The 11,847-nt window shown below is 59.7% G+C and carries 10 protein-coding genes; 5 read left to right on the top strand and 5 right to left on the bottom strand.

Annotated elements, in window-relative coordinates:
- The first annotated feature begins 93 nt into the window (after nt 1-93).
- Nucleotides 94-4,995 (top strand): NAD-glutamate dehydrogenase, encoded by a 4,902-nt coding sequence (locus tag ACM6I5_RS29280; protein ID WP_414885184.1) that lies wholly within the window; start codon nt 94-96, stop codon nt 4,993-4,995.
- A 163-nt stretch (nt 4,996-5,158) separates the two neighbouring features.
- Here the strand turns inward: ACM6I5_RS29280 and ACM6I5_RS29275 are convergent, their stop codons facing one another.
- The 4 genes from ACM6I5_RS29275 to ACM6I5_RS29260 all read right to left on the bottom strand — a co-directional run bounded on the left by ACM6I5_RS29275 (nt 5,159) and on the right by ACM6I5_RS29260 (nt 8,552).
- Nucleotides 5,159-5,869 carry an ATPase gene (locus ACM6I5_RS29275; protein ID WP_414885183.1) on the bottom strand — a complete coding sequence of 237 codons (711 nt, stop codon included), beginning with the start codon at nt 5,867-5,869 and terminating at the stop codon, nt 5,159-5,161.
- 230 nt (nt 5,870-6,099) lie between these two features.
- A complete protein-coding gene (locus ACM6I5_RS29270) occupies nt 6,100-6,510 on the bottom strand; it encodes a cupin domain-containing protein (RefSeq protein WP_414878248.1) in 411 nt (136 codons plus the stop codon).
- A gap of 191 nt (nt 6,511-6,701) precedes the next feature.
- The gene (locus tag ACM6I5_RS29265) at nt 6,702-6,995 is read right to left on the bottom strand and encodes a putative quinol monooxygenase (protein WP_414878247.1); all 294 of its coding nucleotides are present in this window, start codon (nt 6,993-6,995) and stop codon (nt 6,702-6,704) included.
- Nucleotides 6,996-7,118: 123 nt separating this feature from the next.
- On the bottom strand, nt 7,119-8,552 hold the full coding sequence (locus tag ACM6I5_RS29260) for a PLP-dependent aminotransferase family protein (RefSeq protein ID WP_414885182.1): 1,434 nt from the start codon (nt 8,550-8,552) through the stop codon (nt 7,119-7,121).
- 205 nt (nt 8,553-8,757) lie between these two features.
- Here ACM6I5_RS29260 and ACM6I5_RS29255 point away from each other — a divergent pair, with 205 nt between their 5' ends.
- The 4 genes from ACM6I5_RS29255 (at nt 8,758) to ACM6I5_RS29240 (ending at nt 11,475) form a co-directional block, all read left to right on the top strand.
- Complete coding sequence (locus ACM6I5_RS29255; RefSeq protein WP_414885181.1) at nt 8,758-9,198, top strand: carboxymuconolactone decarboxylase family protein; 441 nt, start codon at nt 8,758-8,760, stop codon at nt 9,196-9,198.
- Nucleotides 9,199-9,273: 75 nt separating this feature from the next.
- Complete coding sequence (locus tag ACM6I5_RS29250; protein WP_414885180.1) at nt 9,274-10,254, top strand: LysR substrate-binding domain-containing protein; 981 nt, start codon at nt 9,274-9,276, stop codon at nt 10,252-10,254.
- Between the two features lie 76 nt (nt 10,255-10,330).
- Nucleotides 10,331-10,852 (top strand): GNAT family N-acetyltransferase, encoded by a 522-nt coding sequence (locus ACM6I5_RS29245; RefSeq protein ID WP_017338471.1) that lies wholly within the window; start codon nt 10,331-10,333, stop codon nt 10,850-10,852.
- A 128-nt stretch (nt 10,853-10,980) separates the two neighbouring features.
- Nucleotides 10,981-11,475: a hypothetical protein gene (locus ACM6I5_RS29240; protein ID WP_017338472.1), complete on the top strand. Its 495-nt coding sequence runs from the start codon at nt 10,981-10,983 to the stop codon at nt 11,473-11,475.
- Between the two features lie 137 nt (nt 11,476-11,612).
- Here the strand turns inward: ACM6I5_RS29240 and ACM6I5_RS29235 are convergent, their stop codons facing one another.
- Nucleotides 11,613-11,834, bottom strand: a complete 222-nt coding sequence (locus ACM6I5_RS29235) for a hypothetical protein (RefSeq protein ID WP_017338473.1) — start codon at nt 11,832-11,834, stop codon at nt 11,613-11,615.
- Nucleotides 11,835-11,847 lie beyond the last annotated feature (13 nt).

Raw genomic sequence — 11,847 nt, 5'->3', positions numbered from 1 at the left:
GCCCGAGAATCAGGAACAGGGTGACGGATCGCCCCGAAAGGGGTTTTGCACGCGACGCTTCCATCAATAACAAGCCCAAGCGGAGTACCACAGATGGCGTTCTTCACCGCAGCCAGCAAAGCCGACTTCCAGCACCAACTGCAAGCGGCACTGGCGCAGCACATCAGTGAACAGGCACTGCCACAAGTGGCGCTGTTCGCTGAACAATTCTTCGGCATCATTTCCCTGGACGAGTTGACCCAGCGTCGGCTGTCCGACCTCGCTGGCTGTACCCTTTCTGCGTGGCGCCTGCTTGAGCGCTTCGATCACGCGCAACCACAGGTTCGCGTCTACAACCCTGATTACGAACGCCACGGCTGGCAGTCGACCCATACCGCGGTCGAAGTGTTGCACCACGACCTGCCATTCCTGGTGGACTCGGTGCGTACCGAGCTGAACCGTCGCGGCTACAGCATTCATACCTTGCAAACCACAGTGCTGAGCGTGCGTCGCGACAGCAAGGGCGAATTGCTGGAAATCCTGCCGAAAGGCACCCAGGGCGAAGGGATCCTGCAAGAATCCCTGATGTACCTGGAAATCGACCGTTGCGCGAACACGGCCGAACTGAACGTCCTGAGCAAAGAGCTGGAGCAGGTTCTCGGTGAAGTCCGCGTCGCGGTCGCCGATTTCGAGCCGATGAAAGCCAAGGTCCAGGAAATCCTGACCGGCCTGGACAACAGCCAGTTCGCTGTCGACGCTGAAGAAAAAGCCGAAATCAAAAGCTTCCTGGAATGGCTGGTGGGCAACCACTTCACGTTCCTGGGCTATGAAGAATTCGTGGTGCGTGATGAAGCCGACGGCGGCCACATCGTCTACGACCAGGATTCCTTCCTCGGCCTGACCAAACTGCTGCGCACCGGCCTGACCTACGATGACCTGCGCATCGAAGACTACGCCGTGAACTACCTGCGCGAACCGACCCTGCTGTCGTTCGCCAAGGCTGCACACCCAAGCCGCGTGCACCGTCCGGCTTACCCGGATTACGTATCGATCCGCGAGATCGACGCCGACGGCAAGGTCATCAAGGAATGCCGTTTCATGGGCCTGTACACCTCGTCGGTGTATGGCGAGAGCGTGCGGGTCATCCCGTACATCCGTCGCAAGGTCGAAGAGATCGAACGCCGCTCCGGCTTCCAGGCCAAGGCTCATCTGGGCAAGGAACTGGCGCAGGTGGTTGAAGTGCTGCCCCGTGATGACCTGTTCCAGACCCCGGTCGACGAGCTGTTCAGCACTGTGATGTCGATCGTGCAGATCCAGGAACGGAACAAGATCCGCGTGTTCCTGCGCAAAGACCCGTACGGTCGTTTCTGCTACTGCCTGGCCTACGTGCCGCGTGACATCTACTCCACCGAAGTGCGCCAGAAGATCCAGCAAGTGCTGATGGATCGCCTGAAAGCCTCGGACTGTGAGTTCTGGACATTCTTCTCCGAGTCCGTGCTGGCCCGCGTGCAACTGATTCTGCGCGTCGATCCGAAAAACCGTCTGGACATCGACCCGGTCCTGCTGGAAAAAGAAGTGGTACAAGCCTGCCGCAGCTGGCAGGACGACTACGCCAGCCTGGTCGTGGAAAGCTTCGGCGAAGCACACGGTACCAACGTGCTGGCGGATTTCCCGAAAGGCTTCCCGGCCGGTTACCGCGAGCGTTTCGCTGCGCATTCGGCCGTGGTCGACATGCAGCACCTGCTGAGCCTGAGCGAAAAAAACCCGTTGGTGATGAGCTTCTATCAGCCACTGGGCCAGGTATCCGGCCAGCGCGAGCTGCATTGCAAGCTGTACCACGCCGATACCCCGCTGGCACTGTCCGACGTGCTGCCGATCCTGGAAAACCTCGGCCTGCGCGTGCTGGGTGAGTTCCCGTATCGCCTGCGTCACACCAATGGCCGCGAGTTCTGGATTCACGACTTCGCGTTCACCGCCGCCGAAGGCCTGGAACTGGACATCCAGCAACTCAACGACACCCTGCAGGACGCTTTCGTCCACATCGTGCGCGGCGATGCCGAGAACGATGCGTTCAACCGTCTGGTGCTGACCGCCGGCCTGCCATGGCGTGATGTGGCGCTGCTGCGTGCCTACGCCCGCTACATGAAGCAGATTCGTCTGGGCTTCGACCTGGGTTACATCGCCAGTACCCTGAACAACCACACTGACATCGCTCGCGAACTGACCCGGTTGTTCAAGACCCGTTTCTACCTGGCGCGCAAGCTCACCAGCGATGATCTGGAAGACAAGCAGCAACGCCTGGAACACGCGATCCTGAGCGCGCTGGACGACGTCCAGGTGTTGAACGAAGACCGTATCCTGCGTCGCTACCTGGACCTGATCAAGGCGACCCTGCGGACCAACTTCTACCAGACCGATGCAAACGGGCACAACAAGTCCTACTTCAGCTTCAAGTTCAACCCGCACCAGATTCCAGAACTGCCGAAGCCGGTTCCGAAGTTCGAAATCTTCGTTTACTCGCCGCGCGTCGAAGGCGTGCACCTGCGCTTCGGCAACGTCGCTCGCGGTGGCCTGCGCTGGTCCGACCGTGAAGAAGACTTCCGTACCGAAGTCCTGGGCCTGGTAAAAGCCCAGCAAGTGAAGAACTCGGTCATCGTGCCAGTGGGCGCGAAGGGCGGCTTCCTGCCGCGTCGCCTGCCGCTGGGCGGCAGCCGTGACGAGATCGCGGCCGAGGGCATCGCCTGCTACCGCATCTTCATTTCGGGCCTGTTGGACATCACCGACAACCTGAAGGACGGCGCGCTGGTTCCGCCGGCCAACGTCGTGCGTCATGACGACGATGACCCGTACCTGGTGGTCGCTGCGGACAAGGGCACTGCAACCTTCTCCGACATCGCCAACGGCATCGCCATTGACTACGGCTTCTGGCTGGGTGATGCGTTCGCGTCCGGCGGTTCTGCCGGTTACGACCACAAGAAAATGGGCATCACTGCCAAGGGCGCATGGGTGGGCGTACAACGTCACTTCCGCGAACGCGGCATCAATGTCCAGGAAGACAGCATCACGGTCGTGGGCGTCGGCGACATGGCCGGTGACGTGTTCGGTAACGGCTTGCTGATGTCCGACAAGCTGCAACTGGTCGCTGCGTTCAACCACCTGCACATCTTCATCGACCCGAACCCTGAGCCTGCGAACAGCTTCGCCGAGCGTCAGCGTCTGTTCGATCTGCCGCGTTCGGCATGGTCGGATTACGACACCAGCATCATGTCTGAAGGCGGCGGGATCTTCTCTCGTAGCGCGAAAAGCATCGCGATTTCCCCGCAGATGAAAGAGCGCTTCGACATTCAAGCGGACAAGCTGACTCCGACCGAACTGCTGAACGCCTTGCTCAAGGCGCCGGTAGACCTGTTGTGGAACGGCGGTATCGGCACCTACGTCAAAGCCAGCACCGAAAGCCACGCCGATGTCGGCGACAAGGCCAACGATGCGCTGCGCGTGAACGGTAACGAGCTGCGCTGCAAAGTCGTGGGCGAGGGCGGCAACCTCGGCATGACCCAGCTGGGTCGTGTCGAATTCGGCCTCAATGGCGGCGGTTCCAACACCGACTTCATCGACAACGCCGGTGGCGTGGACTGCTCCGACCACGAAGTGAACATCAAGATCCTGCTGAACGAAGTGGTTCAGGCCGGTGACATGACCGACAAGCAACGTAACCAGTTGCTGGCGAGCATGACCGACGAAGTCGGCAACCTGGTGCTGGGCAACAACTACAAGCAGACTCAGGCCCTGTCCCTGGCGGCACGCCGTGCGTTCGTACGGATTGCCGAATACAAGCGTCTGATGAACGATCTGGAAGGCCGCGGCAAGCTGGATCGCGCCATCGAGTTCCTGCCGTCGGAAGAAGCGATCAACGAGCGTCTTGCGGAAGGCCATGGCCTGACCCGTGCCGAGCTGTCGGTGCTGATCTCCTACAGCAAGATCGACCTCAAGGCGCAGTTGTTGGACTCCCGTGTGCCGGACGACGACTACCTGACGCGCGACATGGAAACCGCTTTCCCACCGAGCCTGGTGAGCAAGTTCTCCGAAGCCATGCGCCGTCACCGTCTGAAGCGTGAGATCGTCAGCACCCAGATCGCCAACGATCTGGTCAACCACATGGGCATCACCTTCGTTCAACGACTCAAAGAGTCGACCGGCATGAGCCCGGCGAACGTGGCCGGTGCCTACGTGATCGTGCGTGACATTTTCCATCTCCCGCACTGGTTCCGTCAGATCGAAGCCCTGGACTACCAGGTTTCCGCTGACGTTCAACTGGAGCTGATGGACGAACTGATGCGCCTGGGCCGTCGCGCTACGCGCTGGTTCCTGCGTGCCCGTCGCAACGAGCAGAACGCTGCCCGTGACGTCGCGCATTTCGGTCCGCATCTGAAAGAGTTGGGTCTCAAGCTCGACGAACTGCTGAGCGGCGAGATCCACGAGAACTGGCAGGCCCGCTACGAGGCGTACGTCGAAGCCGGCGTGCCGGAGTTGCTCGCACGCATGGTGGCTGGCACTTCGCACCTGTACACCCTGCTGCCGATCATCGAGGCCTCCGACGTGACCGGCCAAAACCCTGCGGACGTGGCCAAGGCCTACTTCGCCGTGGGCAGCGCGCTGGACATCACCTGGTACCTGCAACAGATCAGCGCTCTGCCGGTTGAAAACAACTGGCAGGCCCTGGCCCGTGAAGCGTTCCGCGATGACGTCGACTGGCAGCAACGTGCGATCACCATCTCCGTCCTGCAACAGGGCGACGGCACTCAGGACGTGGAAACTCGCCTGGCGCTGTGGATGGAAGAGCACGTCGGCATGATCGATCGCTGGCGCGCCATGCTGGTGGAAATCCGTGCCGCGAGCGGCACTGATTACGCCATGTACGCGGTGGCCAACCGTGAACTGCTGGATCTGGCGTTGAGTGGGCAGGCGGTAGTGCCTGTTACTGCCACTGTCAGTGCAGAACTGGAGCCTGCGGCCTGATCAGTCGCTGAATGAAAAAGCCCCGCATTGAGAGATGCGGGGCTTTTTTTCTGCTTTGGGTTTTGTGGTGTTTGATAAGGCCCCATCGCGAGCAGGCTCGCTCCCACATTGGAATGCATTTCAAATTGTGGGAGCGAACCTGCTCGCGACGGGGCCGTTAGCCTTAATACAACTTACGGCTTGAGTTATTATCAATCATCGATACTTTATCTGTCGGCCCGGTCAATAAATTGCTGAGCGACTGGTCAAACTTCTGCAATGCCCGAACTTGCACATTTTGCTGTTCATTAATATCCGCCACGATCTCTTCGCTGCGTTTATAGTCCGCCCACACCGGGCTCAATGCTTTGGCATCGTGGCCTTGCGCAGTCCCGATGTAATTAAAGTTGGCATCATAAAAAATCGCACTCACATCGGCCTCGACGTCGGAACTGCGCGAGGTGATCAATTGGCTGCGGGTGTCGACAATCGCCACCATGTCCGGTTTCGCGACCTTGAGGCTTTGCATGTCCGGGTACACGGTTACCGAACCGAACTGACGTTGCAAGGATGCCTTGACCCAATCCACCGCCATGTCGGGCCTGGAGGTGGCAACGTAGGCATCATGAATCGGTTGCACCAGCAGACTCTGGCCGAAACCGGTGCCGGCATTCGCCTGGTAGTCCTGAAGATAGGCACGGTTGGTCTGAGTGTTGCGGCTGTAAACGATGCCCAGCGATACATGACTGCCGCTGGCGACATGGGTGGCGCTGCTGCGGCCGACGGGGGCGGTGAAGACACCGTCGAGTGAAGAAACGGCGGTTGGCGCGGTGGGAATTGAACATCCGGTTAAAACAGCGGTGATCGTCAAGGTACTGACAAGTGCAAGTTTCATGGGTGTTTCTCCAGTGAAACAACTTGAGTCGTCAAGTGTAAGTTGCCGAGCGAGTCGGCGGTGTTTTCAGACTAAACCTGTCGGTACTTAATGAAATAGCCAATAACCGCACTTATCAGGTGGCCAATAGTTTTTATTTGGTTTAAATCGTTTCGTTTAATTGCGTAGAGAAATAAAAAGGTCCGAACGTCAGATTCGGGCCTGTTTATTTATGGCTGTACGCTCAGCTATCAGTTTTCCAAGGGGATCAACACTTTCTCGTCGGGGGACAACACCATGAATACCAGGAGTTTGGCCGGCTTGGTCGCGCTGGCATTTTTCGAGACCAGATGCTCCGACCCGGCCGGTTCATACCAATACTCGCCGGCCTTGAAGGTTTTCGCTTGCTCGCCTTTCACCTGCGAAACGATCGATCCCGAAAGCACGTACGCCATGGCGGTACCTTCGTGTTTGTGGGCGATGGAGGATTGGCCGGGTTTGTAATCGACCTCGATCATCAGCGCCTTTTTCCCCGGGACGTTCTTGAGGACTTCGTCCTGCAGGATCGTGACTTTTTCCGAGGGGTCGTGGGCGAATGTCGAGGCAGATACGGTCAGGGCGAAGACGGCGAGCGGGGCAGCAAGTAAACGCAAAACTCTCATGATTCATCACCTGCGGTGGTTAGTTGTCAGGCACAACGTTAGTCCGGCAGTGACGGCAATCAAACAGCCAATATGCGAGAAGGACAGGGGACCAATTGCGGGCTTTGATACGTGAAGATCCCGGCTTGCGGCTGCTCTTGCAGAGGTACCCATTGCCCTGCAGGAATGACCGTAAGCCGGGACCTGACTCTCTAGACGATAGGAAAGCTGTTGAAGTCGACGGCGTTGGCCAGTCGGCTGTCGATCAGACCGATGAAGCCTTGGACTTCAGGGCAGTTGAAATGCATCTGCATGGCCGCTTCCGATTGCCAGCGGGCGCTGACGTGCCAGCGGTTGCTGTCTTCCGGGCAGCGGTCGACCATATAGGATTCGCAGCCCGGTTGTTCACGCAGGGTTTCGACAATCTTTTGCAGTTGCCTGCCCAGTTCGTCCGAGCGGCCGGCGGCGGCCTGCACCTTTACGGTATTGATCACTTCATTGGACATTGCTCACACTCCTGAATCAGGCCGGACGAATCCTGCTCATTGAGGGATAACGCTTATGCAGGATAGGCCCGCACCTTGGGACCGCCAATAGCCAATCGCCGGATAAAAACCCAGACCAATCTGTCAGGCGACTTGCTGCAAAATGTCCCGCAGACGGTCCAGGGCGGTGTCGATGTCGAGGGTTTCAATGGCGCCAAAGCCCATGAGAAGCCCGGCCCGTGGCGCTTGCTGGTAGTAGAAGTCCTCGATGGAATACAGTCCCACTTCAACCTTTTTCGCCAGTTCGATCACCAACGGCATATCGATAGGCACTTTGCACATAAGCACCATGTGAAACCCGGCGGTGCTTTGGATGGCTTCGAACCAAGGGGACAGGTCACCTGCCACACGCGTCAGGATTCGCTCGCGACGCCCGGCGTAGATCGTATGGCACCGGCGAATATGCTTGAGCAGGCAGCCTTCGGCGATGAACTTGGCCAGCGCCCACTGGGGCAGGGTGGAGGTATGTCGGTCGGTGAGTTGCTTGGCCTGGATCACCGCTTCAAGAATCGCTGGCGGCAAAATCGCATAACCGAGGCGCAACTCCGGCAGCAAGGTTTTCGAAAAGGTCCCGACGTAGGCGACGATTCCGCGCTCGTCCATGCTTTGCAGGGAGTCGGTGGGCCGGCCTTCATAGCGGAATTCGCTGTCGTAATCGTCCTCGATGATGATCGCGCCGAGCTCGTAGGCGCGCTCCAGCAATGCCACTCGCCGCGCCTGGCTCATCGGCATGCCCAGCGGAAACTGATGTGACGGCGTGACATAAATCAGCTGCGTACCGAGGGGGATCTTGTCGACCTGAAGGCCTTCGGCGTCGACCGGCACGCCGATCACCGTGGCGCCGTGGGTACCAAACAGCAGGCGCGCGGGCGGGTAGCCGGGGTCTTCCATGGCGACGATGCTGCCGGGGCGGGTCATCACGCGGGAGATCAGGTCCAGCGCCTGTTGCGCGCCGTTGCACACCACCACGTCTTCGTCCTGACAGTTCACGCCACGGGAAAAGGCAATGTGCCGGGCGATCGCGTTGCGCAGCGCCGGAAGACCTTCGGGCAGGCTGTAGAAACCCTTTGAACCGGTCATCTGGCGCAAGGCATGAGAGGTGCAGCGCCGCCAATCGTCCTGTGGAAACTGGCCCTTGCTGGTGGCTCCTCCGATGAAGTCATAGCGCAGCGAGCCTTCCAGTGTCGGATGGCGCAAAAACACGGGCAGGTTGCGCCACGACTCGATGACCTCGGCGCTCGCCAATTGCGAATGGCTTTGCTTGGGCAATGCTTTTGCGGTCCGGGCATTGACGTAGGTGCCTTTGCCGATCACGCCGGTGAGGAAGTTTTCATACGTCAGTTGCGCGTAGGTGTCGGAAATGGTCTTGCGCGAGATGCCCAGCTGCTCGGCCAGCAATCGGCTGGGCGGCAGCTGCGTGCCGGCTGTCAGACGGCCGGATTCGATGGCGCTGCGCAGTTGGTTGTACAACTGGCCTGCCAGGTCCTTGCGGCCGTTGATGACAACATGAAGTTCCATACCGGCGGGGCTCCTAGGGGCGGTTGAGACGCGTGTGCGTCGCGTCAGATTACCCGCAAGCACCGCTGCGCAGAAGTTGCGTGGGTGAAAAACCGAGGATTGGCCTGTTGCCGGGTGGTCCACCGGGATTTCGCTGTATTGGATCTGTAACGCTTGTGCATCGGCGCCTAGTGTAAAAAGCATCAATCGATCCACGAGGCACGCCATGACTTCCCGTCTGGATTACTACAGCGCGTCGCCCAAAACGATGAAAGCGATGATTGCCATGGAGGCGCTGACCAGTAACCTGAGCATCGAGCCGGCGCTGCTGCACCTGATCAAGATCCGCGCCTCCCAGCTCAATGGCTGCGCCTTTTGTACCGACATGCATTCGGTGGATGCGCGACGGCTCGGCGAGACCGACCGGCGCCTGTATTCAATCGTGGTCTGGCGCGACAGTGGCTTCTTCAACCCACGGGAACGTGCGGCGCTGGCCTGGACGGAGGCGGTGACCTTGCTCTCGCAAAGCCATGTGCCCGACGACGTCTACGCTCTGGCCCGGGAGCAGTTCAGTGAAAGCGAGATGGTCGACCTGACGATCGCCGTCACCACCATCAACAGCTGGAATCGCCTGGCGGTGAGTTTTCGCCAAACACCCAGCGTATGAAGCGGATGTCACACCAGGTTCATCATCGGTGCGCAGGATGAAGTTTTCAAAGGACATATCGACAGGGAGTCATCGATGTCATTCATGGAAACCACAGGGCGCCAAATCCCCGCCGGATACCGTTCGCCGGTAGCAACCACAGCGTCCTGGCGCACGCAAGCCATGGCGATCGATCCGCCACTGGCCCGGGCGTTCATGGTCAGTGCCCGCTGCGGCTGTTTCATGCAGGCAGCCCGCAGTCTCAACATCAAGGTCACCTTGCTGCGCAAGCAACTGGCACTGCTCGAAACGCAACTGCAATGTTCGCTGTTCAGCCATTGCGACAATGGCGTCACCCTCAGCCGTGAAGGCTTGCAGCTTCAGGCGCAGTTGATTGCGTTGGCTCATGAGCGCGATTTGCCGGTGATCGAACAACCGTTGGTGCGCCTGGCAGTGGCTGAATCGATCCTGCACGACATGCTTGGTCGCGACCTGGTGGCCTTGTTGCGCCGCAACGCCAGCGTACGCCTGGACATCATCACCCTCGACAGCGAACTGGCACTGCAAGCCGTCAGCGCCGATGTGGTGGTGTGGCTGGCTGGCACCGAATCGCCCCCGCCGGGCCCGAGCTTTGCGGTCAGCGAGCCCCGGCGCCTGGCGCGGCTTGATTACCTGCCGCATATCGCCAAGCGATACTCACGCACGGCGTCGCGTCCGGACAGCCTCGATGACCTCGCGGATTTCCTGTTGGTGCAATGGCAGTCTCACCGTCAGGTCGAGAGTTTCGTCCCGTGGAATGCCGTGGTGGACCAGCGCCTGGCCGGTGTCGTGCAGTTGCATTCCTATGAGCTGCTGCTGGAGATGATTCGCTGCAGTGCCTGCATCGGTTTGCTGCCCGGCTACATCAGCCGCTTCGACCGCGGTCTCATTGCGTTGCCGGGGCTGTTCGTCCAGCCGATGCAGCGTGCGGTGTGGATGGCGGTGAATGCGCAGTCCGAGGGCGAAGCGCAGGTGCAGATGATCGTCGAGCTGATCCAGAACACCTTCGAAGAGCGCCGGGAATGGTTTGAAGGCTGACACATCGGGTACTCGCCATGTTTGAAGTATGCGTTGTAGAGTGAGCGGCCATGTCTGTCTCAAGGATGAATCACCCATGCCCGTCACTGACGCTGTCGTCACCCTCGAACGCTTCAACGAAAGCCACATCGAAGGCATCACCGCGCTTTACAACGAGCCGGCCGTTACCCGGCAAGTGCTGCAAATGCCGTTTCAATCCACCGAGCTCTGGCGCAAACGCCTGGCGTCGGACAACGAACGCGAAATCAAACTGGTGGCGCTGCATCAGGGCCTGGTGATCGGCAGCATTGGCCTGGAGCAGTTTTCGCGGATCCGCCGCAGTCACGCCGGCAGCTTCGGCATGGGTGTTTTGCCAGGGTGGCAGAGCAAGGGCGTTGGCTCGAAGCTGCTGGCCACCGCGCTGGACATCGCCGACAACTGGATGAACCTGCAACGGGTCGAGCTTGCGGTGTACGCCGACAACGAAGCGGCCATCGGTTTGTACCGCAAGTTCGGCTTTGAAACCGAAGGCCTGTTTCGTGACTACGCGGTGCGTGACGGAAGGCTGGTGGACACCTTGAGCATGGCGCGCCTGCGTCGCACGCCCAAGGACGGTTGAGTGACTGCGCCAATGCGAGCCGCGAGTGTCCTGTGATGTGACCGTCTGTGCAATTGACTTGTACGCCCGGCGCCGGCATCTGCCATGCTCAAAGTCCGCAGCACGGCTTCAACCAAAGGAACACCGTAATGGACGATGTACAGCAACTGGGTGAGATGCTTCGCCACTACGCAGACAGCGAAGCGCACAAAAAACAACTGTTCGAGTCGCAGTCAGCCGTATGGGCGACGCGCATTGGCGAGCTGTTCGATCAGATCCAGCAATGGCTGGAACCGGTCCAGGCGCCCAACCTGCTGGAAGTGAGCCGTGAGGCCTACGTGGCCTCGGGGCCCAGCGTTCCGGTCGAGACGTCAACGTTCAAGACCGAGAAACTCGGCATCGTGATCGCCGGCAAACCGGTGGAGTTCGTACCGGATGTGATGGGCGCGGGCGGGCAGATTTCCCTGGCCGTGATGGGCCTGACCGCCGCGCGCTATGGCAGCATTTCTCTCGTGTGCCTGCCGCCTTCGAGCAACTGGCAGTGGCGCAAGACCAATGGCTTGAAAGACCCGGACACCTTTGCCTTCGATGCGAATTTCCTGGCGCAACAGTTGCAGAGCCTGATTCCCCGCGATCGCGGCTAAACCCGATCCCCTGTGGCGAGGGAGCTTGCTCCCGCTGGGTCGCGAAGCGGCCCCAGATGCTTTGCGACTGCTTCGCAGCCGAGCGGAAACAAGCGCCCTCGCCACACAAACCCGCTCCCACATTGGCTGGTGGTGATTCAGATTTCGAGGTTTAACCATCCCGGTTTCGGCTCTTCCGGCGCCACCGCTTTCACGACTTTCCCCGTCGCCAGTTCCACCCGCCGTGCCACCTCCGGGTCATCGGCAAACGGCATCAGGCTTGCCTCTTCCAGGCTCTGCGCCGTCTGCTGCTTCAGGCAGTACTCGACCGCCAGCCAAAGCCCCGCCACGCCTAAACCATTGAGTATCATCTCGATCATTTCCAGCTCCTCG

Origin of the sequence: Pseudomonas sp. IT-P171 (genome assembly GCF_949767765.1) — a bacterium.
Lineage (GTDB): Bacteria > Pseudomonadota > Gammaproteobacteria > Pseudomonadales > Pseudomonadaceae > Aquipseudomonas > Aquipseudomonas fluorescens_B.
Note: the sequence above shows the minus strand (reverse complement) of the source record. Positions and strands in the feature narration are given on the sequence as shown.